This window comes from Cyclobacterium salsum (assembly GCF_010119245.1).
GTDB classification, from domain to species: domain Bacteria; phylum Bacteroidota; class Bacteroidia; order Cytophagales; family Cyclobacteriaceae; genus Cyclobacterium; species Cyclobacterium salsum.
Genome location: NZ_WNKG01000017.1, coordinates 1 through 19,931 on the forward strand (window position 1 = coordinate 1; position 19,931 = coordinate 19,931).

A 19,931-nucleotide genomic window follows, 5' to 3' on the forward strand; every position below is an offset into this window, starting at 1 on the left:
TATTCCTTTAAGTTACGAATCTTAGCTTATGCTTCACTTTTCAAACATAATACCTCTGTGGTTCTTTGAGTTCTCTGTGACAAAAAAAAAGTCACGAAGAACAATAAGGTAAACCTAAATCGCCGCTGTGAGTGCCATTGCAGGCAGGAAACCAAAACAAAAATCCTTACCCCCGCAATCCTCCCGCACCCTTCTGAGAAATATCAGGAATTGAGGGATCATAGGCAAATGAAAACTAAATAGAGGTTAATAGTTTTTTCAAGGCTATCAAATATCAAAATGGCAATGCTGAAAACCTGCTTCTACAACTCCCCAAACACCTCATCCAGATCCAGTACAAAACCTGAAAGAACCTGAGACTTTACTTCGTCTCCCAGCGTAAATAACCGGGAGGGTCGGTATTTTCCGGCTTCCAGGGTATAGATCAGCAAGGTACGTTCATCGGGATGCACCACCCAATATTCCTTTACACCAGAGGCTTCGTACACGTCATATTTCAATTGCAGCTCTTTCTTATTATTTCCCGGCGACAGGATTTCCACGATCAGGTCCGGAGCACCCACACAGCCCAGCTCATCCAGCTTCTCCGGGTCGCATACCACGCATAGGTCCGGCTGTACGACAGTATCGATGTCCGTATGCTTTCTGGAAGAAACCGGAAGGCGCACATCAAAGGGGGCGGTATACACCTTACAGCTTCCTCCTTTTAAAAATCCGTGAATTCTCGTAACCAAAGCTACCGTAAGCTCCTCGTGGATTCTACGAGGAGCAGCTGCCTGCCGGAATACTTTTCCCCTGATCAGCTCCACCATCTCCTCCAGCTGCCAGGTAAGATAATCCGCATAGGAATAGCTTCCATAGGCGGAAAACGGTTCTTTAACTTTATCTTGAGGCTTTTCCATATTTTGCGCAATCCGAAAATGGTTATTAAAGATAACAAGATTTGGGCAAATCCACCAAAATTGCAAACTCTCGATAACCACCTATTCGAACGTACACAATTCCCCCTTTTAAGGGGGTGCAGAGCCTGTCCCGACCAGAGTCGGGAGGGATTTTTTCGCAAATGACTCTTATTTAACACTTCCGTAATCCAGGTTTTCCAAACCCAATAACTTACGAGTACTGGGTGAAGTATGCTACTTCACCCAACTATTTTCGGAATCATAAACAGAAAAGACCCGCCAACAAGCCATTTGTAATGGCTAATCATGTGTATTTTAAAAAACGATTTTTTTAAGCTTGGTCCTTGGTTTCCGGCACTACAAATGCCTCATTAACGTACCCAATCAAACACCTGGGATGAATTTGTAAACTCAACCAGTTCGGGTGCTGGAAATTTATAGATAATGGACATCCCTTCAATGAATCTACAGTGTTTTTAAAACCACATAGTTACATAGTTCACATAGAGGGATTCCATCAGAATTAGGACCCTTCAGCAAATACCAGGTTTTGCTGAAAAAAACTATGTGCCCTATGTGCGCTATGTGGTTTATTTATCTTCGTACTGAACACGCCATTGCCGTAAATGAATAACAGCTTTGGTCCCAGGCCATCTCATTCCTGTAGCGTTTGGCAGTCCTTTTTCGTCTTAAAGGAAAAAGGGGAATGGATTAGGAAATTAAAAATAAAACCTGTATGTTTAGTAGTGTTTTTAATCCTTTCTTTTTAACCTGGGTGGAGTAGCGATTAAAATTCGATTAATATGAAGAAATTAGTAGTTTTTAAAAGAAAGTGGATAGCTTTTTTAATTATGATTCATGCTATTCTAATTGAAACAGGTTGTGTTGAAGATATGTCTTTGCCTCCTCTTGAGGCGCAATTCCAACTTCTTGATATTTCAGATAATCCTACTATTTCATTTGGAGAAGGGGAAGATATAATATTTGATTACCAAATAGTAAATTCTGGAAACAAGGTTGTTTCATGGGAAGGCACTAATGGTGGACCTATACCCCTATATCCTGTATTTCAGATTTTTAGAAAACCTGTTAATCCTTAGTAGGTTCGGTATATGATCCAAAATTAATCGGTTTTGATTTAGACCTGGGCCGAACCCTTATGCCTGGAGAGAGGGTTGTCATTAAGGTTACTTGGTTAGGAGATTTGGAAAAAACCGAAGTTTCCTGGGGAGGGCTGAGCTATCCAAAGAATTTGCCATTGCCTAAAGGAGAGTATATTGTGGAATTTGAGCATAAGTTTGAAACTCCAAAATTTGAAAATTTCAAGGTACAAGTTCTTTTAGATTTTGAAGTTAATTGAATATTGTTTGTTGAATAGCCCTAAAATCGTTACGAAAACATTTTACCTATTACTTACGTTTCTTATAGTTACAGCATTTACCCAAGCCCAGGTTACTATAATACCCTGAATCTTCATGGTATTTTTTTAACCACATAGTGACATAGTTCACATAGAGGGCTTCCCTCAGAATCATGACCCCTCAGCAAATTCCAGGTTTTGCCGCAATAAACTATGTGCTCTATGTGTGCTATGTGGTAAAATTTTTCCATGGTGGAAATTCATGAAAATTGGATGTCCATTAAAAAGGATCACTGGTTTTTTGGCAATTATTTTTTACTTTGGCCACTGGTGATTCAAGGCCGAATACAAACCAAATAACCTGTTAAACCCATGTCATTCCATTCCAATTCCAGAAGAGATTTTCTCAAAAAGTCCAGCTTGCTAACAGTAGGGTTGGGAATATCCATGCCCCAAAGCAGCCCTGCTTCAACTAAGGGTCAAAACCAATTGCCCCGATGGCGGGGTTTTAATTTGCTGGATTTTTTTAATCCGGATCCGGATAAGGGACGCAAAAGCAAAGACGAGTATTTCAAATGGATGGCCGACTGGGGTTTTGATTTTGTCCGCATTCCGATTTCCTATCCCAGCTACCTGGATTTTGACCGCAGCAAGCCCATCACTCCCGAAGAGGTGATGCAATTCGATGAACGGAGGCTGGAAGAAATTGATACGCTGATCGACCAATGCCATGCGCAAAATTTGCATGTCAGCCTGAACCTTCACCGAGCACCGGGCTTCTGCATCAATGCGGGTTTTCAGGAACCCTACAACCTCTGGGAAGAAGCCGAAGCACTGGATGCTTTCTGTGCCCATTGGGAAATGTGGGCAAAACGGTATAAAAATATCTCTTCCAAAAAGCTAAGTTTTGACCTGGTCAATGAGCCCTTTAAACGGGAAAATCCAAACGATCAACACTCTCCCGGAGGACCCGTTCCGGTGGCAGAATACCGAAAGGTGGCTCAGGCAGCCCTGGATACCATCAAATCCGTCAAAAAAAATCGACTCGTCATTGCCGATGGTAACGGGGGTGGGAGCATGGCAGTACCCGAACTGGCGGACCTGGACCTGCACCAGAGTTGCCGGGGTTATTTTCCCATGCACATTTCCCACCACAAGGCCTCCTGGGTATTCAAGGATCCGGATGGCCTGAAAGATCCGGTTTGGCCCGGCATGAACAATGAAAAATACTACAGCCGGGAGGATTTGGAGAAACACTATGCCCCCTGGATATCGTTGCTGGAACAAGGGGTAGGCGTGCATTGTGGGGAATTGGGTTGCTATAATAAAACGCCCCACGAGGTGTTTTTATCCTGGTTTGAAGACATACTGGACATACAACATGCCCATGGGATAGGTTTTGGCCTTTGGGAGTTTTCGGGTACTTTTGGGGTATTAAACTCTGGCAGGGAGGATGTGGTATACGAAGATTGGTATGGAGAAAAACTAGATTGCAAACTGCTAAACTTGTTAATGAAATATGCCTGAAATCGCCTATTTGAAATACGGAAAAGGACTACCGCTGGTATTGCTCCCAGGATTTGGCGAAACCAAAGAAATGTGGACCGATTTTGCAAAGCCGCTGGCAGACCGCTATGAAGTCTGGTGTCCGGATCTACCCGGTTTTGGGGAAAGTAAAGCGCCGGAAGAAGGCTTTACCCTGCAATCTGTTGCTCAAACGCAGGGGCAATGGTTGGTAAACCAAGGAATTCCAAACGCTTGCCTGCTAGGCCATTCGCTGGGAGGCTACCTGGTATTGGAAATGGCTGCTTTGCCGGACCTTTCGCTATCGGCCATTGCCTTGTTTCATTCCGCAGCCTTTGCCGACACGCCCACGAAAAAAGAAACTAGAGACCAGACGGTTGCCTTTGTGGAAAAGCATGGGGTAGCGCCATTTATTCGTTCCTTTGTGCCTCCCCTGTTTGCGGCAGAAAACCGAGAGGCCTGTGGGCTAGCCATCGAAAACCTGGTTTCCAGGGGGCTGCTCCATCCGAAAGAAAGCCTTATTGGCTTCACCCGGGCCATGCGAGACCGAAACGAACACCTGGACACCTTAAAGAAATTTTCCGGTCCGAAATTAATGATCTGCGGGGACAAAGACCCGGCGGTTCCACTAGATGCCAGCCTGAAACACGAGCAGGCGGTGACGGATTTCAATATCCTGGAAAATTGCGGTCACATGGGCATGTTTGAAAAACAAAACGAATCCCAAACCATTCTAAAAAATTTTCTGCAACCCCTTTCTGTCAATAAGTAGCCCTGCCTCCGGATAAATCATAGATAAAACCAGTGGTAAAGCTGGCTTCGTCCGAACAGATCCAACAAGCCATGGCGGCAACTTCTTCCACGGTACCCAGCCGTTGCATCGGAATTTTGGAGGCCATGTATTCCAATTGCTCCGGTGCCGTATCGGCATTCATCGGCGTACGAATGACGGCCGGTGCCAGGCCATTGACGGTAATACCTGTAGCGGCATATTCCTTACCTAGCGCCTTGACCAAACCAATGACCCCGGCTTTGGTAGCCGAATACCCGACCATATTGGGATTACCTTCTTTCCCGGCAATGGAAGCAATCAGAAGAATCCGTCCTTTTCCACCCTTTTCCATCCAGGTCAAGGCGTATTTACTGGTTAGAAAGGAACCTCTTAAGTTTACCTGATAAATTTCATCAAAGGCTGCGGTGGGATAATCGGTGATTTTTGTTTGCGTAGGACCCACGATACCGGCAGAATTGACCAGTATGTCTAATCTGCCAAAGTCTTCAATCGTCTTTCGGAAGGCCCGTTCCACCGCCTCTTCATCCGAAATATCGACGATCGTGGCTTTTACCCGTATCCCTTTTGCCTGCCATTCGCTTTCCAGGGCTTTTAATTTCTCCTCCTTGATATCCCACAGTGCAATGCTGGCTCCTTCAGCGGCCATGCGTTGGGCGATTGCCTTGCCAATGCCATCGGCAGCCCCTGTGATTACGGCTACCCGATCGGCGTATCGTTTTTTACTCTCCATTCAAGTACTTTTTCGGTTATCGTGAGGCTAAAATAAGAAAGTACTGCCAAATGTCCGGAACCTACTCATTTTTTTTCTCAATTTTTCATATATCCTGTTTATTGAGCTATAGATCTGATTTTTACCGCATTTCCTACACGTTTTTGTTTAGGTAGACTCCTGTTTATTCGGCAAAAAAGACGAATTAAAAGGTGAAAAAACTTGATAAGTGGAAATTTTTATTTTTCTTTAAGAACTTATCAATCAATCAATTCACCCCAGGTGTGTCCATGAAAAACCAATCCAAACAGGCATCCAGGCAGGCCACCGTCAGTGAGTGGGTTAAAGACCACGGAGACTATCTATTCAGTTGGGCCTATCATAAAACCGGTAATCGGGAAGTTGCTGAAGACCTGGTGCAAGAGGTCTTTCTAGCCGCTGTAAAGAATTTTGAGGGATTTCAGGAAAAAAGCAGTCCCAAAACCTGGCTTCTCAAAATCCTAAATCATAAAATCATCGACCACTACCGGAAGGCCGCCAAAAAAACCCTTCATTTGGACGATCAGGCGTTTCAGTTTACGGAAACACTTTTTAATGCCAATGGCAACTGGAAAGCCAATGGTTTGGAAGAGGCCTGGTCTAACGATACGCACTTATTGGATGACCCTGCCTTTAACGATGTAATGAACGTTTGCATGGAAGATCTCCCTCCACGCTGGCGGCTGGCCGTGATCTCCAAATATATTTTTGATAAAGAAACCCTGGAAATCTGTCAGGAACTGGAAATCAGTAAGACTAATTATTGGCAGGTATTACACCGGGCCAAATTGCTGCTGAAAAAATGCCTGGAAGTAAATTGGTTTGGCGCTAACTGATCCAACTAATATGAATTTAGAAAAAATCATGACCATTATGCTTCTTTCCTGTAAGGAAGCTACTTGTCTTATTGAAAAAAAATCCGTCTTTCCCCTTACTTTTAAAGAGAAGTGCCGGCTGTATATTCATGTAAAGATGTGTGTGGTTTGCAATCTTTACCGGCACCAAAGTAAAACGATTGAGCGAGCCCTTTCCAAATGGATCAACACGGAAGGAGCTACCGGAGACCTACTGCCTCCTGAGACGAAAGAACGGATTATTGAAAAAATAAAAGAAGATTAAAATTTTTTGTCAGGAAACACCTGGCTTTCCGACTACTCTATCAGCAATTAAGATAACGAACAATTATCCTGGCTGATGGAAATTTAGCGAACAGACCGTTGCCTTTTTGACGGTCCCCCTTTTAAAATTTTTCTCAGTTTCAGGATGATGCCTTGAATCAATCAAACATGAAACTGAATACCTTTCAACAACAACTTAATCAGGACAGCCCCTATGATTTTTCAAGGTTAAGTGCCATTTTTCTCAACTGCACCTTAAAAAAATCTCCGGAGCAATCCCATACCGAAGGGTTGATTCGAATGAGTCAGGCTATCATGGAAGCCAATGGAATTCGGACAGAGATAATCCGGCCGGTGGATCACCGGATCGCTTTTGGGGTCTATCCAGACATGACCACCAAGGGCTGGGAGGTGGATGATTGGCCTCCCATTCAGAAAAAAATCATGGAAGCCGATATCCTGGTATTGGGAACGCCCATTTGGCTGGGAGAAAAATCCTCCGTGGCCTCTTTAGCAATCGAACGCCTCTATGGGTTTTCCGGGGAATTGAACAAAGAGGGCCAATATGCCTATTACGGGAAAGTTGGAGGCTGCCTGGTGACTGGTAACGAGGACGGCGTGAAGCATTGCGCCATGAGTGTCCTATATGCCCTGCAACATCTGGGTTATTCCATTCCTCCACAAGCAGATGCCGGATGGATCGGCGAGGCCGGGCCCGGGCCCTCTTACCTGGATAAGGGATCCGGCGGACCTGAAAACGACTTTACCAACCGCAATACCACCTTTATGACCTGGAACCTGATGCACCAGGCGCAGCTACTAAAAACAAATGGCATCCCTGCATACGGAAATCAACGAACCGCCTGGGATGATCGAAAAAGTAAAGACCACCCCAACCCTGAATATAGATAAATTAAAAACCATGAAAACCATGAAAAAACTAGTCGCCATTGTCTTAACCCTTCTTGCTATCGCACTCATCGTGATGGGTATCGGGAATTTTATGATTCCACCTGCATTAACCGGAATTGGCTTTCTAGCCATTGCATTTATCTTTTTTAAAGAAGATCAACACAAAAACTTTGATAAATAAGCTATGAAAAATTTAATGAAATTCTATCTGTTCCTCACTGCGTTTTTTCTAGCAGTCACCTGTGCGCAGGCACAAGATACGGCCCTGCCAAAAAAAGAATCCAACATTGACCTGGCCTTGGGAATGGGCGAAAGCAGCAGCTTCTCCTATGCACTTTCCTGGAATACCAGCTATGGTTTGTTCTCCTCCAATAAATTTCGCATGGGATACGGTATCCGTTTCTCCGGTTTTACCGGAAGCGAGCTAAACTACATCACAGCTCCTGCCGACCTTACAGGGGATGATGCCACCATTGACACCCTGCTGGTAAATAGTCCACATTCCATGGGCCTAAGTGCGCTGATAACCTTACAGTATCAATTCAGCTCCAAATTCAAACTAGGTTTTAATATTGATGTGATCGGAGTGGGATTTGGGAGCACAGATGACTCCAGGTTTATCTCTTCCGAAAACACCGGGCAGTATCCCCAAACACTCGAATCAAGCCCATCTTCCTTTAACTTGCTGCTAGGCGGAGACAACGATTTGGGTCAGCTCAAATCGGAATTTTACATCGCCTATGCCCTGTCTGAAAAAACCTGGTTAAGAGGGGGGATGGACATGACCTTTACCGAATACACCACCAGCCAGGAACTTACCAACGCCAACGATCGCTTCAGGTACAAGCCTGTACTCGTTTTTCTGGCAGTCTCTTACAACCCTTTTAACTAACACCTTTCAAACCTACTTAACATGAAATCGAGCATGACCAGAACGTCATATAGAGAGATGACTATCAATCATGCGAGATTCCATATGGCCTTTAAAAAGCAAATTATAATCATATGAAACTATCGTTCTTAGTAGTACTTTGGTTCTGGATTATCAATCCTCAACCCGGAGATACCCATGCTAAATGGGAAGGAACTCAGGAAGAATCGTCTATCAAATTTAATATTCGGAACCTGGGAATAAATGTAGAAGGGGTGTTCGATTCCTTTACGACCGAAGTCGATTATAACAAAAATCAGCCTTCAAGCAGTCGCTTTTCAGCAAAAATACAAGTAAATTCCATCAATACCGGCATCAACAAACGAGACAACCACCTGAGACAAGAGGAGTTTTTTCATGTAGAAAAATATCCGACCATCACCTTTCAGTCTACAGAGGTAAGCAGTCCGGGCTCCAATCAACTAAAAGTAAAAGGGGATTTAACCATCAAAGGAAAAACACTACCTATTGAATTGGATGTAACCATTTCTGAATCCGGAGGCAAGATTGCTTTCACCATTTCAGGTGAATTGGATCGCCGGGATTTTGGGGTTGGCGGCAGCAGTTGGACCATGTCTGATGATGTGTATTTAGATCTATATGTCGAAAACTGACCTTAATATGGGAATATGTCTTCGGTCACCATACTATTTGTATTGGATCGGATTCTAAAAGATCCAGGCATTATAAATGGGAACACGAAAATGATTTATGCCGCTGCCTTCGGTCCGGGCGTATCCCTGGAAAGCGCACTGATCAGGTATAACTAAAAGAAAATTTGACCAACGACTTGCACCCAGCAGTAAACATACCGAAACATCTTTCCTTTATCATCACGGTTTTTCTGTTGATGGTGAGCACGCAGTTGGCCCTGGCCCAGGAAGACGAAAACGACAGCACCATTTTCAAGGCCCTGCCCCTGGCTTATTACACCCCGGAAACACGCATTGCATTTGAAGCATTCGCCTTTTACAGCTACTATTCAGAAGGCAGCCGGAGGAAATCCAATATCCGCCTTTTTGCCACCTACACCCAAAACCGGCAGTATCTATTGACCATTCCCTGGCAAATATATACGGCTGATGACCGGTATTTTCTAAACGGTAGCCTCGACTATCGAAAATTTCCGGAATACTATTATGGAATAGGGAATGACACCCAGGAAGCCCATCGGGCACTTTATGAGTTTTCTGCCTTTACATTAAGCAGCAAAAGCTACAGTAAACTGGAAAATGATACCTATATGGGTATCTCCCTGCAGGGACAGTGGCTTACGCCGGAATTTCCTGAAAACGAAGTCATTTTTAATGACATTGCTCTCGAAAATGGGGAAAAGGGCTATTCCTACCTGAGCCTGGGCCCCTCCTTTATGTGGGACAAAAGAGATCACATCCTGTCACCTTCAGATGGAAGTTTCTTAGAATTTACACCCGTGTTTGGGATGGGGAAAGCCAATGAAAATCCCATCTACTTTGGGTTGGCTACCCTGGATATTCGGGACTATTGGAAATTGGGAGAAAAGGCTACCTGGGCGAATCAATTTGTCGCCCAGTTTTCGATGGGAACGGTTCCATTCCGGGCATTGCCTACCCTTGGGGGGGCCTTTTTGCATAGGGGTTACTACCAGGGTCGGTTTCGGGATAAGCACCTCATGATATTGCAGTCGGAATTTCGTCAGCATGTCAAAGGTAGGTTTGGATTTGTAGTCTTCGGGTCGATGGGAAGGGTCTATCCGGATATACGAACCGAATTGGTCCAACATATCCACCTGGCGACAGGGGCCGGAATCCGGGTACGCGTCAGCAAAAAGGACCGCACCAATGTTCGCTTTGATTACAGCGTTACTCCGGACTCAACCGGGTTTTATATTTATTTTGCCGAGTCCTTTTAATGTCAGTCATGCGCAGAAGAAACCGCTCCACCCTCTACACCAAGCTATTCCACTGGGAATATTGGCCGACCTGGATCATTTATTTTCCGGTCTTTCTTTACTACCTGCTCCTTTCGCTAAAAGCCAGGAACTTCTTTTTCTTTTCCATGGCCAATCCCGAAATGGAAATGGGAGGTTTGTATAATTGCAGCAAAAACAAACAACTCAAAAAAATCCCTTCGGCTTTTAAGCCACGAACGCTGTACCTTAAACCAAACACCCAGCTTCAAGAAGTTCTCATCCGTCTTTCAAGTTTGAATCTGAACTTCCCGCTGATTGCCAAACCGGACCGGGGAGAGCGCGGCGTAGGTGTATCGCTGCTACATAGCTATAAACAACTCAAAAAATACCTGCACCAAACCCGGGTTGACTTTTTGATACAGGAGTATATCGACAGCCCCTTTGAGGCTGGTGTTTTTTATTATCGGATACCGGGCCAAAGCACTGGCACGATTCCCTCCCTGGTGGTAAAATCATTTCTGACTATTAGAGGTGATGGCTATTCTACCGTTAAGGAACTTATACTACAAAAGCCAAGAGCCCGACTAATCGCTACTAAATTGCTGGCCCAAGAAGGGATAAACCCGGACGAAATTTTACCTGGCGGAATCGAAAAACTATTAGAGCCCATTGGCAACCACAACCGTGGAACAAAATTCATGGATGGTAATCACCTCTGCAATGAGGATCTGATCTATTTTTTTGATGCCTTAAGTTACCATATCCCAAACTTCTACTATGGCAGGTTTGACCTCAAGGCAGCCTCCGAAGAGGATTTTAAGAAGGGTTGGGGCATCAAAATACTGGAAGTAAACGGTGTCAATGCCGAGCCCGCCCATATTTATGATCCAAATGCGAAATTCTGGAAGGGAGTCCGAACCTTATTACATCACTGGAAAGTCATTTATGCGATCAGTATGGAAAATAAAGAAAGGGGATTCAAACCCGCCTCGTTTGGTGCCGCCTGGAGGCATTTTAAAGAATGGAAAAACCAGAAATAATATATTTATTTTTTTGTCAGGTTTCCATACGCTTTACGTCTATTAGCACGAATCAGAAAAATATTATCATCATGAGTCGGTTTGGGGGCCTTTTAATCCTAATTGGAGTGCTGTTTCTAACACAGGTTTCGGCGCAAGATCAGCAAGTTTTGTTTACGATAGAACGCAGTCTGAATGAAGATCAGATTGTTTATTTTCTGCATTTGGATAAAAATGGCAAGCCTGCAAAAGAAGTTCCAATAAGCCTGAAATGGCTGGACAATGAAAAAACGGGCGAATTGATCCCGGTAAACTGGATCAAAAAGAAATTTGGTTACGGAATCGATATTCTTTCTCATAGAAGCGACCAGGTAACCTTCCAATTTGTTTCTTACGACAAAAAAATATTCACCTTAAAAAAAGACCTTTTCGGCAACTATGGAGTATTCGCCAAAATTAATGATCGCATGATGAAAATCAGACATATTTACCTGGAAATTGATGGGGGGTCGTTTTGGAAACCCAATATCACGGAAGTATCTGTCGTGGGATCTCATGAATTGGCCAATACCCGTGTGAAAGAAACCTTTAACCCCTAAATCCATGCAACTTGATTGTCAGGAAAATCTTAAAAGCATCGCTTCGCTACTAGATAAGTTGAATGCAGAACAATACCAATTTCCCTCCTCTTACTTGTCCGGGGCCTCTATCGGTCAACACATTCGGCACATCCTTGAATTCTATACCTGCTTGTCGCAGGCCTACAGGGATGGAGGAGCGGTTAATTACGACAAACGAAGGCGGGCCATGCTCCTGGAAAAAAAACCTGCAGAAGCCGCAAAGATAATTCGTCAAATGATCCATTGGCTGGAATCAGAGAAAATGGTAGGACCGGTTTACCTGGTTGCTTCCTATGCGGTGTCCACAGAACAAACCTGTACCATCCCTTCCTCCTTTCAGCGGGAGTTGGCTTACTGCCTGGAACATAGTATCCACCATCAGGCCTTAATAAAAATAGGGCTTTTTGAACAGGGATTGTCCGATCTCATCGATGCCCATTTTGGGGTAGCCCCCTCTACTATTAAATTCCGAATGCAAAGCAGTCCGGAGTCATCCTAAACCATCTCTTTCTAATGAAACGTAACGCTACTCTTCTATTTTTATCCCTGGTTCTGGTTCATCTAAACGGGTTTTCTTCTTTTGCTCAAGAGGCTCCATCCTATAAAAACAGGATCGGAATCAATGCGCTGGGACTACCGGCCGAAAACCTGGTACTGAGCTATGAACACAGTTTTAGAAAAAATGGGCTGTGGCTGGGATTGGAACACCGCCTCAATCAATTATCGGATGATAAAGACCAACAAGTCAATTCCCTGGCTTTGGAATACCGGTATTATTTTTTTGCTGAAGATAACCTGGCCGAAGGTCTTTTTGCCGGTGTCTATTCCAAGTACCGCTGGGGCGAGGAAAATACAGTAAGTGGCAGCAGCATACAACATGAATACCAGGCCGTATTTTCAGGATTGAACGCCGGATATCGATACAATTATAAGAGATTAGCACTATCCGCTTTTTTAGGTTATGGCCTTCCTCTTTGGTCTACCGAGTCTACCCGTCCCGCCGGTGCCACTCATGAACTCAATGAAAATTTTGAAACTGATCTGAGAATTGGATTGACCGTAGGATTCGGTTTTTAAGGAGAAGCCATGCACAAAACCTTTGAAATAGCAACCGTTGAATGGAGTTTCCATCTGGCCGATGGAAATGATTTCGAGCAGGCGCTTACGGAAACAGTAAACCATCTTAAGTTTTTTTGGAATTACGGAGCAGAGACGCTAAAGCTACGGGTTGATCATCAGGAGGTACGCTTAGAACCCAACCATTTGCTAAGTTGCACCTACCTTCAAAAAATAGACGTACTCCATGAGCATCCGCATCCTGAGGTGCTATTATTGGCTTTTAACCGTGGGTTTTACTGCATTCACACCCATGATTCCGAAGTTTCCTGCAATGGATTCCTCTTTTTTGGCTCTAACTACACCCCCGTGGTCAAATTGGATGATGCAGAAAACGGAAGGCTACGTACCCTTGCGAGTGTCCTGCAGGAAGAATTCGATACACGGGACCAAAATCAGGAGGAAATGCTTCGCTTACTTTTGAAACGGTTCATTATCCGTGTATCCCGCCTGGCACGCAAGCAACTCCTCAACCGAAAATTACCGGAAAAGGAACTGGAATTGATACGGCAGTTTAATGTCTTGGTAGAAGAACATTTCAAAAAGTACCGGCAAGTAGCTGACTATGCCGACCTAATGCACCGATCACCCAAAACCATCGCCAATATCTTTGCCTTGCAGGGGGAGAAAAGTCCGCTGGAAATAATCCACGATCGAGTAGCATTAGAAGCCAAACGGCTGCTGCTCTATACCGATAAACCCTCTAAAGAAATCGGCTGGGACTTGGGTTTTGAGGACCCTTCTCAGTTCAATCGCTTCTTTAAAAGGCAAACCGATCTTCCTCCCAGAGAGTTTCGGGAGCGATTTTCCACCTATGTTTTCAAATAAGGAGATGCTATCTTACTAACTCCTAACCATCATCGGTAGCTTTTGGATGGTATCCGAATAAACGATCGCTTGAAGCAGAACTACTAGGCTTCCACCAGCGTTTTGCTTTGCTTTCGGTTAAGGACCTTCGTTTCTTTTCCAGCCTTGCCGGGTTTTTTCCTTCTCCCCCACCAAATCATACATCCGGTAATTGGCAGCGATGCAATCAGGGCACTCAGGCAAAAGGCAAGGAATTTACCCGGTAAACCCGCAATCGCTCCTACATGAATATCGTAGTTCATCCGGTTTAGTTTTTCCCCAAAGCCAGCCTCCGGAAATCGGCCCCAAACATGGTCTACTGTGATTTCTTCCAGGCTGTATTGATCGAAATAGCGGTAATCCATTTTCCAGTAGGTATCCGCATCCGGATTGGCATTGGCCGCGATGGCTCCGTGTTCGTTTTCGGCAGGATGTACTTCAATCCAATCAGCATCGGGGTAAAGACGGTTCATTTTGGCCCAAACCTGGTCTATGGCTGGGGTGTTAGCTTCCGATACCTGGATGGAATCAGAAAGCGGGGTGTAGTACTCGATAAAGGATTTTCCTCCGGTAGTCGTGTAAAAAACCGCATCCCGAAACCAGGAAAAACCCCATACTAATCCCGTCAGCGCAAAGATCAAGGCAAATACCATCACATAAAACCCAAGAACCCGGTGTAGATCGAAGTTTCTTCGTCTCCATCGCGCATTCCAGCGGATTTTAAGGGCCTGTTTCAGATTAACCTTCTTTTTGGGCCACCAAAGTACCAGGCCGGATACTACCATCACCAAAAAAATAAGGGTAAAACTAGCTACTACCGGCTGCCCGATTTCCGGAGGAAGCCAAAGGTAAAAATGACCATCCAGAATAATCCTGAAAAAATCAGCGTATTCATCCTTTACCTTTTGCACCATTCCCGTGTAGGGATTGACATAGACGAAATAATAATAATGTTCTTCAAAGCTGTAATAGATCGCCATGGCTGCCCGCTCCGCCTTGGGGTAGAGCACCGCATGCAGGTGTTTGTCCGGTAGGGCTTCGTCTGCTGCTTCCCATATTTTACTTGGCGGAAGGACCGCCGTTTCCTGTGGGGTCACATACCGGTAAGGCTGGAGCAAGTCTTGTATTTCCGATTGGAAGGCATACAAACAGCCCGTAACGGCGACGATAAATACCACCAGCCCGGAAGATAATCCGAGCCAGAGGTGCATTTTTCTGATGTAGTTCTTCAAACGCATTAGAATCGGTAATTTAATGCCAGACTTATGTTTCGTGTATTCTGCGGGGTGACGGTAGACCATCCGGAGTAATACAATTCATCTGTCAGGTTATTAACCTTTAGTGCCAACAGGTATTGCGGTCCTGAGTAGGAAAGCGAAGCATTAAACACTTCATACGCCGGTAGGGCGAAAGTACCCGTGGTGCTTCTGTTTAAGGTAAGGTGCTCGCTGGCTGCGTTTCCTCCAAATCCGAGACCAACGCCTTTAAGGGGTCCCTGAGGAGCCGTGTAACTTGCCCAGAAATTGATCAGGCGATCCGGACCGGCTTCTTCCGGACGCATGCCCAGGTAACCGTTTTCCGGATTATCCCCGGTCACCTCCGAGGTGTTTTTGGAGTAACCGGCAACGATATTCAGGCCATTGATTGGGTTTGCTACCAGACTAAATTCCAGTCCTTTGCTTTCCACGCTTCCACCCTGGATGAAGTTGTTAATGTTAGCCGGATCTGCCATGATGCGGTTATCGATGCCGATGGAATAATAACTCAGGGTAGCCGCCAATTTATCTTTGTACAGGCTAGACTTTACCCCGAGTTCCCATTGGTTAGCCTGTTCGGGGGAGAAGGATTCTACTCTGGGATTGGACCCGTCAGCATTGCTTACCTGACGAGGAGCCACGTTTACAAATCCATTCATGTAGTTACCAAAAATGGAGACTTTGTCTTTTACCGGCTGGTAGACCAGGCCAAATTTGGGCGACAAGGCTACCTGTTCGTTCCGTTCCTCTTCTGAAAGATTTTCAGACTGATCACTGAAACGGTCGACCCGTAAACTAGCCATGGCAGATAATTTCGGTGTAAAGGCGATCACATCCGATACGTAGGCACTTATCACCTGGGTTTTGGCCATGGAATTTCCTACAAACGTACCTTTTAAAATATCATCCACACCCGCTCGGGTCAAGTCTCCCGTATCGGTACCTTCCTGTAGCGATACGGTACCGTTGGCGAGCCATCCGGAACTCCCGTCAGACAAACCCGATTCATAAAAATCCAGTCCGATTACCATTTTGTTTTCGAATTCGCCGAGAGAGAACTCACCGATAAAGTTTTGCTGGATGTCCGTGGTGAGCGTTTGTCCGTTGCGGTTGGAAATAAATCGAACAAATTCATCGCCGTTGGACTGATCCCAGAGGTAGTGATAGTACCCGGCGGACTTGGTGGAACTTCTGGAAAGAGCGGTTTGGGAAGTCCAGGAGTCTGAAATTTTGTACAAGCCCTGTGCCTGTATAGCGAAGGTACTGTTTCGCATGGTCAATTCGTTACTGGTAAACGAACGGAAATAATTATCTTCAAACAATTCTATACTATTAAAGCTCAACGGCGCATTTCGATTTAGAAAGATCATCGGCGCATTGGCTGCCTCGGAATCCAAAAATTCGGTGTTGATCAGAAAGGTTAACCGATCGCTGGCTTTCAATTTAAAAGAAGGCGCAATGTAAAAGGATTTTCGGTTGCCTGCATCCTGAAACGTATTCTGTGATTGGTAGGCGGTGTTGACTCTCATAAACGCCTGATCCGAAAGCGGCAGGTTAATGTCCCCGGTGACCCGATTCAGACCAAAACTTCCTGTAATGAATCCAAGTTCCCCTTTCAAAATATTCATGGGCCTTTTGGTGGAAACATTGATCAATCCCCCATACGAAATCAGAGAACTACCGAACAGCGTACCCGAAGGGCCTTTGATAACGTCAATGCTTTCTATATTTGCCGGGTCCAGCGCGCCGTTATTGACACTGGGTAACCCATTAACCATGGTAGGTTGGACGGAAAAACCTCTCATGGAATAATATTCGGCTCCATCGCCACCCCTACCGGTCGATTCCCAAAGCCGGGTCACGCCCGTGGCATTTTTCATGGCATCGTTCATATTGGTCACCACTTGCTCCTTTAGCAGTTTAGAACTGATGGATTGATATACCTGTGGGTTTTCAAGATCTTTTAAAGGCAGTTTGGCCACCGTAAAAGCACTGTCCTCATAAAAGCGGTTTGAAAATTGATCCGAAACCACCACTTCCGCTAGTTGCGTGGAAGATTCCTGGAGGCGAAACGATAACTCCACCATTTGTCCGGGCTGCAATTGGATGGTTTTTGTCTGCCTTTCTGCTCCCACCAGCGAAGCAAAAATTTCATAGGTGCCCGGAGGTATGTTTTTTATTTCATAGGTTCCAAAACGATCCGTAGTGGCACCTTTAGATAAGCCTTGAATGCCCACATTGACAAACTCCAGCGGTAACTCATCGGCGGAGGTGACGGTGCCTTTAATACGGGCATCTTGTGCCCAGGCGGCAAATCCGAACCCCAGGGTAAAAAGAATCAGACTAATGGATTTAAGCTTCATAATGGTTACTAATTGAATGATTTGACAAAGCTATTAATTAGACTAAATCTAAACAAAACTATTTGGAATTAATTTAAATAAAAATTGAAAATTACCATATAGAGTCCCCAATCCCTGTTTCGCAGAAAGAAGCCTCTCTGGAAATGATGATAAGGGACAACAACTTTTAAAAATTCCACCCCCTGGCAATCCGGGAAATGTCGAAAAATCCACCTAAAAATTCACCCTATAAACCCGGGGCTGACGCTACAAAAAACAAAAAGTCTTGATTTGGTTTATACTTGACTCATTCGTTCAAACTCCAATCGTAATCCAAGTAACTAATTTTGCTACCAGGCTCAAGCGGTGTTTCAGCGTACTGATTTAAGAAATCAATTAAACTGCCATTTTTTGTAAAATCGGCTTCAAACCAGGAGAAGATACTGGAAATTCCAGCCCTATCAGTACCCAGTTCATTCCGGCTGGGATCGTTGATAAATTCCCTGCTAACCTTTTCCAACTGGGCTTCCATCTTTTCTGCCCTAAAAGCACGATTCAATAGCTTGGGACAAGAAACCGAAGCGCAGTTAATGGCAAAATGAATGCGGGGCTCGTCGAACTCTTTTCGGAGAATCTTGTGCTCTATTTCATCCAGACTGGCCGGTTGCCCGCCAATTTCAAAAAACTCCAGGTGCCAGACAGTATTCACCAGGGGAATATCCAATAATGGCCCGATATCCCGGATGCTTTCTACCGGATAGTGATCAATGATCAACTTAATGGTAAAGGCGTTGTAGGCATTGATCCAATAGGCCAGTTGCTCCTCTCTGGACCAGGTATTTCTATCGGGCGGATTTTGACTTAGCAATTGCAGGTAATTCTCAAACTCCTCTTTATCAGCGATAAAACCCTCGTAATCCACTAACCCCTCCTTGTCTACATGTCGCGAGAGCAGGGAATCAAAAATGTCATGAGACGGCAGCTCGGTATCACTCCCGCCCAATGAGGAATTCCCACAAGATACGTTAAACAGAAAAAGAACAAACAGGATAAGGATTTTCATGGAGGTTTTTGTGTTTTGTCGTGACTCTGTAGCTTGTTAATGCCTTTCAATTGCTTTCACAGAAATTCTGCTCCAATTGTAACTAATGATTCCAGATGGAAGCTGTACTTTTATAGGTAAATGTAGGCTCAATTGATTCCATCCATCAAACCAACTATTGATCCATTTGTTCGGCAATTTCCACCAACGAATTCCCGGTGTATTCCGGAAGAGGTGCCTCCGGATATAACACTTTACCCGGACGGGAGACAAATGCCGTTTGCATTCCGACTCGTTGGGCCCCGAGAATATCCCAGGCATGGGCCGCCAGTAGCATTCCTTTGTTGGCTTGGATCTGCATTTGATCCAATACATGCGTATAAGTAGCCGGGTCGGGCTTAAATTTACCGGTGACATCGACACTGAAAATCCGTTCAAAAAATGGGGAAAGCCCTGCATGATCCAGTTGCTTTTGAACCAGATCCAGGCTACCGTTGCTCAGTGCCACCAGCGTATACCCCGCGTGTCGAAACAATTCCAAGGCTTCGGGCACCTCCTTGTGGGCAGGAAGTGTACCCATCAAATCTAAAACCTCCTCTATCTCCTTTTTCTGAATGTCTTTCCGGTACTCCTGAAAAACCATTTTCAGTGTGGCCTTGCCTATGGAGCCGAATTCAATGTAATTACCGCTTATTGATTCTACGCAGGAGTAATGCAACAGCAGGGAAAACCACTCCTTGAAGGCATGCGCATCACCTCTTAGTTCATTCACCCTCCTTTTTACCGGACTTAAATCCAATAAGGTTTCATTGACATCAAAAATCAATAACTGAGGTTTTTCGAGAAATGCGGCTTTTGATTTCATTCGTTAATAATTTTCTTTTCTTGGCCAGATGCCTTTATTATTGAAAAGTTAGGAATAGTCCGGCGACCATCTGAAATTAATACACCTTTTCCCCTTTATTCAGCCACATGCCCCACATTTTATTGTAGGTATGCACCCGATCCGTCTGAATGGTGTCGGGTGTAAAGACGGGGTTGTCCTCGTTCACCCAATGAAAAATTCCTCCATACAAGTTGTACACGTGTTGGTACCCGGCCGCCTTCAGTTTTTTGCCAATTTCCTGACTTCGGGCCCCAATGGAGCAATAAACCACAATGGTCTCTTCCTTTGAAATTTCGGACACCGACTCCATGGAAAATGTTTCGTACCCTACCCATTGGGCTGACTCAAGGTGGCTAACGGAATATTCCTCTCGTTCACGGGTATCCAAAATCACTGCCTCCTTTAGCAAGTCTTTTTGCTCGGGGTAAACCAGGGGAAAATCCTTGTCATAGGTGGTTTTTAGCAAGGTTTTAAACGGCAGGCTTTGCGAAATTGCCGGAACCGCAATAAAAGTCAAGGCAATGAAACAAATTAATCGTGGAAAGGATGCATTCATGGGGTAATAACACTCGTTTCCAGGCAATAATTTCCCAAAAACAGCAAAATATTACCCTATTGACATTTT

The 19,931-nt window shown here is 44.8% G+C and carries 24 protein-coding genes; 17 read left to right on the forward strand and 7 right to left on the reverse strand.

Annotation, left to right across the window (positions count from 1 at the left end):
- Positions 1–302: 302 nt before the first annotated feature.
- Entirely contained in the window at positions 303–902 is a 600-nt protein-coding gene (locus GJS45_RS21985) for a Uma2 family endonuclease (RefSeq protein ID WP_162344047.1), read from the reverse strand.
- A gap of 803 nt (positions 903–1,705) precedes the next feature.
- Here GJS45_RS21985 and GJS45_RS21990 point away from each other — a divergent pair.
- The 4 genes from GJS45_RS21990 to GJS45_RS22005 all read left to right on the forward strand — a co-directional run bounded on the left by GJS45_RS21990 (position 1,706) and on the right by GJS45_RS22005 (position 4,558).
- Positions 1,706–2,002: a hypothetical protein gene (locus GJS45_RS21990; protein WP_162344048.1), complete on the forward strand. Its 297-nt coding sequence runs from the start codon at positions 1,706–1,708 to the stop codon at positions 2,000–2,002.
- A 59-nt stretch (positions 2,003–2,061) separates the two neighbouring features.
- A complete protein-coding gene (locus GJS45_RS21995) occupies positions 2,062–2,262 on the forward strand; it encodes a hypothetical protein (RefSeq protein ID WP_162344049.1) in 201 nt (66 codons plus the stop codon).
- Positions 2,263–2,634: 372 nt separating this feature from the next.
- Positions 2,635–3,789: a cellulase family glycosylhydrolase gene (locus GJS45_RS22000; protein WP_162344050.1), complete on the forward strand. Its 1,155-nt coding sequence runs from the start codon at positions 2,635–2,637 to the stop codon at positions 3,787–3,789.
- Entirely contained in the window at positions 3,782–4,558 is a 777-nt protein-coding gene (locus GJS45_RS22005) for an alpha/beta fold hydrolase (protein WP_162344051.1), read from the forward strand. Before GJS45_RS22000 ends, GJS45_RS22005 begins: the two co-directional genes overlap by 8 nt.
- On the opposite strand, the gene GJS45_RS22010 is transcribed toward GJS45_RS22005, so the two are convergent.
- Positions 4,548–5,309, reverse strand: coding sequence for an SDR family NAD(P)-dependent oxidoreductase (locus GJS45_RS22010; protein ID WP_162344052.1), 762 nt, complete (start codon positions 5,307–5,309; stop codon positions 4,548–4,550). The two genes, GJS45_RS22005 and GJS45_RS22010, sit on opposite strands and share 11 nt — an antisense overlap.
- A 269-nt stretch (positions 5,310–5,578) precedes the next feature.
- On the opposite strand from GJS45_RS22010, the gene GJS45_RS22015 reads away from it, so the two are divergent.
- From GJS45_RS22015 to GJS45_RS22075, 13 genes are all read left to right on the forward strand, one after another.
- Complete coding sequence (locus GJS45_RS22015) at positions 5,579–6,163, forward strand: sigma-70 family RNA polymerase sigma factor (protein ID WP_162344125.1); 585 nt, start codon at positions 5,579–5,581, stop codon at positions 6,161–6,163.
- A 10-nt stretch (positions 6,164–6,173) separates the two neighbouring features.
- The gene (locus GJS45_RS22020) at positions 6,174–6,446 is read left to right on the forward strand and encodes a hypothetical protein (RefSeq protein ID WP_162344053.1); all 273 of its coding nucleotides are present in this window, start codon (positions 6,174–6,176) and stop codon (positions 6,444–6,446) included.
- A gap of 167 nt (positions 6,447–6,613) precedes the next feature.
- Complete coding sequence (locus tag GJS45_RS22025) at positions 6,614–7,357, forward strand: flavodoxin family protein (RefSeq protein ID WP_162344054.1); 744 nt, start codon at positions 6,614–6,616, stop codon at positions 7,355–7,357.
- 19 nt (positions 7,358–7,376) lie between these two features.
- On the forward strand, positions 7,377–7,538 hold the full coding sequence (locus GJS45_RS22030) for a hypothetical protein (protein ID WP_162344046.1): 162 nt from the start codon (positions 7,377–7,379) through the stop codon (positions 7,536–7,538).
- Between the two features lie 3 nt (positions 7,539–7,541).
- Complete coding sequence (locus GJS45_RS22035; RefSeq protein WP_162344055.1) at positions 7,542–8,249, forward strand: hypothetical protein; 708 nt, start codon at positions 7,542–7,544, stop codon at positions 8,247–8,249.
- Between the two features lie 113 nt (positions 8,250–8,362).
- On the forward strand, positions 8,363–8,902 hold the full coding sequence (locus tag GJS45_RS22040; RefSeq protein ID WP_162344056.1) for a YceI family protein: 540 nt from the start codon (positions 8,363–8,365) through the stop codon (positions 8,900–8,902).
- A gap of 15 nt (positions 8,903–8,917) precedes the next feature.
- A complete protein-coding gene (locus GJS45_RS22045) occupies positions 8,918–9,058 on the forward strand; it encodes a hypothetical protein (protein WP_162344057.1) in 141 nt (46 codons plus the stop codon).
- Positions 9,059–9,066: 8 nt separating this feature from the next.
- Entirely contained in the window at positions 9,067–10,179 is a 1,113-nt protein-coding gene (locus GJS45_RS22050) for a BamA/TamA family outer membrane protein (RefSeq protein WP_162344058.1), read from the forward strand.
- Between the two features lie 8 nt (positions 10,180–10,187).
- Complete coding sequence (locus GJS45_RS22055) at positions 10,188–11,219, forward strand: ATP-grasp domain-containing protein (protein WP_162344059.1); 1,032 nt, start codon at positions 10,188–10,190, stop codon at positions 11,217–11,219.
- 71 nt (positions 11,220–11,290) lie between these two features.
- Positions 11,291–11,797 (forward strand): DUF4833 domain-containing protein, encoded by a 507-nt coding sequence (locus tag GJS45_RS22060; protein WP_162344060.1) that lies wholly within the window; start codon positions 11,291–11,293, stop codon positions 11,795–11,797.
- A gap of 4 nt (positions 11,798–11,801) precedes the next feature.
- Positions 11,802–12,317, forward strand: coding sequence for a DinB family protein (locus GJS45_RS22065; RefSeq protein WP_162344061.1), 516 nt, complete (start codon positions 11,802–11,804; stop codon positions 12,315–12,317).
- Positions 12,318–12,331: 14 nt separating this feature from the next.
- Positions 12,332–12,895: a hypothetical protein gene (locus GJS45_RS22070; RefSeq protein ID WP_162344062.1), complete on the forward strand. Its 564-nt coding sequence runs from the start codon at positions 12,332–12,334 to the stop codon at positions 12,893–12,895.
- Between the two features lie 9 nt (positions 12,896–12,904).
- Positions 12,905–13,762 carry an AraC family transcriptional regulator gene (locus tag GJS45_RS22075; RefSeq protein ID WP_162344063.1) on the forward strand — a complete coding sequence of 286 codons (858 nt, stop codon included), beginning with the start codon at positions 12,905–12,907 and terminating at the stop codon, positions 13,760–13,762.
- Positions 13,763–13,845: 83 nt separating this feature from the next.
- Here the strand turns inward: GJS45_RS22075 and GJS45_RS22080 are convergent, their stop codons facing one another.
- From GJS45_RS22080 to GJS45_RS22100, 5 genes are all read right to left on the reverse strand, one after another.
- A complete protein-coding gene (locus GJS45_RS22080; RefSeq protein WP_162344064.1) occupies positions 13,846–15,018 on the reverse strand; it encodes a PepSY-associated TM helix domain-containing protein in 1,173 nt (390 codons plus the stop codon).
- Positions 15,018–17,399, reverse strand: coding sequence for a TonB-dependent receptor (locus GJS45_RS22085; protein ID WP_162344065.1), 2,382 nt, complete (start codon positions 17,397–17,399; stop codon positions 15,018–15,020). The genes GJS45_RS22080 and GJS45_RS22085 overlap by 1 nt, the downstream gene beginning before the upstream one ends.
- Before the next feature lie 286 nt (positions 17,400–17,685).
- Positions 17,686–18,441, reverse strand: coding sequence for a DUF547 domain-containing protein (locus GJS45_RS22090; protein WP_162344066.1), 756 nt, complete (start codon positions 18,439–18,441; stop codon positions 17,686–17,688).
- Between the two features lie 154 nt (positions 18,442–18,595).
- Positions 18,596–19,285: a haloacid dehalogenase type II gene (locus GJS45_RS22095; RefSeq protein ID WP_162344067.1), complete on the reverse strand. Its 690-nt coding sequence runs from the start codon at positions 19,283–19,285 to the stop codon at positions 18,596–18,598.
- A 76-nt stretch (positions 19,286–19,361) separates the two neighbouring features.
- Positions 19,362–19,862, reverse strand: a complete 501-nt coding sequence (locus GJS45_RS22100; protein WP_162344068.1) for a rhodanese-like domain-containing protein — start codon at positions 19,860–19,862, stop codon at positions 19,362–19,364.
- Between the last annotated feature and the right edge of the window lie 69 nt (positions 19,863–19,931).

Coding starts and splice junctions, on each gene's coding strand:
- GJS45_RS21985 (WP_162344047.1), bottom strand. CDS start 902: ATGGAAAAGCCTCAAGATAAAGTTAAAGAACCGTTTTCCGCCTATGGA.
- GJS45_RS21990 (WP_162344048.1), top strand. CDS start 1,706: ATGAAGAAATTAGTAGTTTTTAAAAGAAAGTGGATAGCTTTTTTAATT.
- GJS45_RS21995 (WP_162344049.1), top strand. CDS start 2,062: ATGCCTGGAGAGAGGGTTGTCATTAAGGTTACTTGGTTAGGAGATTTG.
- GJS45_RS22000 (WP_162344050.1), top strand. CDS start 2,635: ATGTCATTCCATTCCAATTCCAGAAGAGATTTTCTCAAAAAGTCCAGC.
- GJS45_RS22005 (WP_162344051.1), top strand. CDS start 3,782: ATGCCTGAAATCGCCTATTTGAAATACGGAAAAGGACTACCGCTGGTA.
- GJS45_RS22010 (WP_162344052.1), bottom strand. CDS start 5,309: ATGGAGAGTAAAAAACGATACGCCGATCGGGTAGCCGTAATCACAGGG.
- GJS45_RS22015 (WP_162344125.1), top strand. CDS start 5,579: ATGAAAAACCAATCCAAACAGGCATCCAGGCAGGCCACCGTCAGTGAG.
- GJS45_RS22020 (WP_162344053.1), top strand. CDS start 6,174: ATGAATTTAGAAAAAATCATGACCATTATGCTTCTTTCCTGTAAGGAA.
- GJS45_RS22025 (WP_162344054.1), top strand. CDS start 6,614: ATGAAACTGAATACCTTTCAACAACAACTTAATCAGGACAGCCCCTAT.
- GJS45_RS22030 (WP_162344046.1), top strand. CDS start 7,377: ATGAAAAAACTAGTCGCCATTGTCTTAACCCTTCTTGCTATCGCACTC.
- GJS45_RS22035 (WP_162344055.1), top strand. CDS start 7,542: ATGAAAAATTTAATGAAATTCTATCTGTTCCTCACTGCGTTTTTTCTA.
- GJS45_RS22040 (WP_162344056.1), top strand. CDS start 8,363: ATGAAACTATCGTTCTTAGTAGTACTTTGGTTCTGGATTATCAATCCT.
- GJS45_RS22045 (WP_162344057.1), top strand. CDS start 8,918: ATGTCTTCGGTCACCATACTATTTGTATTGGATCGGATTCTAAAAGAT.
- GJS45_RS22055 (WP_162344059.1), top strand. CDS start 10,188: ATGCGCAGAAGAAACCGCTCCACCCTCTACACCAAGCTATTCCACTGG.
- GJS45_RS22060 (WP_162344060.1), top strand. CDS start 11,291: ATGAGTCGGTTTGGGGGCCTTTTAATCCTAATTGGAGTGCTGTTTCTA.
- GJS45_RS22065 (WP_162344061.1), top strand. CDS start 11,802: ATGCAACTTGATTGTCAGGAAAATCTTAAAAGCATCGCTTCGCTACTA.
- GJS45_RS22070 (WP_162344062.1), top strand. CDS start 12,332: ATGAAACGTAACGCTACTCTTCTATTTTTATCCCTGGTTCTGGTTCAT.
- GJS45_RS22075 (WP_162344063.1), top strand. CDS start 12,905: ATGCACAAAACCTTTGAAATAGCAACCGTTGAATGGAGTTTCCATCTG.
- GJS45_RS22080 (WP_162344064.1), bottom strand. CDS start 15,018: ATGCGTTTGAAGAACTACATCAGAAAAATGCACCTCTGGCTCGGATTA.
- GJS45_RS22085 (WP_162344065.1), bottom strand. CDS start 17,399: ATGAAGCTTAAATCCATTAGTCTGATTCTTTTTACCCTGGGGTTCGGA.
- GJS45_RS22090 (WP_162344066.1), bottom strand. CDS start 18,441: ATGAAAATCCTTATCCTGTTTGTTCTTTTTCTGTTTAACGTATCTTGT.
- GJS45_RS22095 (WP_162344067.1), bottom strand. CDS start 19,285: ATGAAATCAAAAGCCGCATTTCTCGAAAAACCTCAGTTATTGATTTTT.
- GJS45_RS22100 (WP_162344068.1), bottom strand. CDS start 19,862: ATGAATGCATCCTTTCCACGATTAATTTGTTTCATTGCCTTGACTTTT.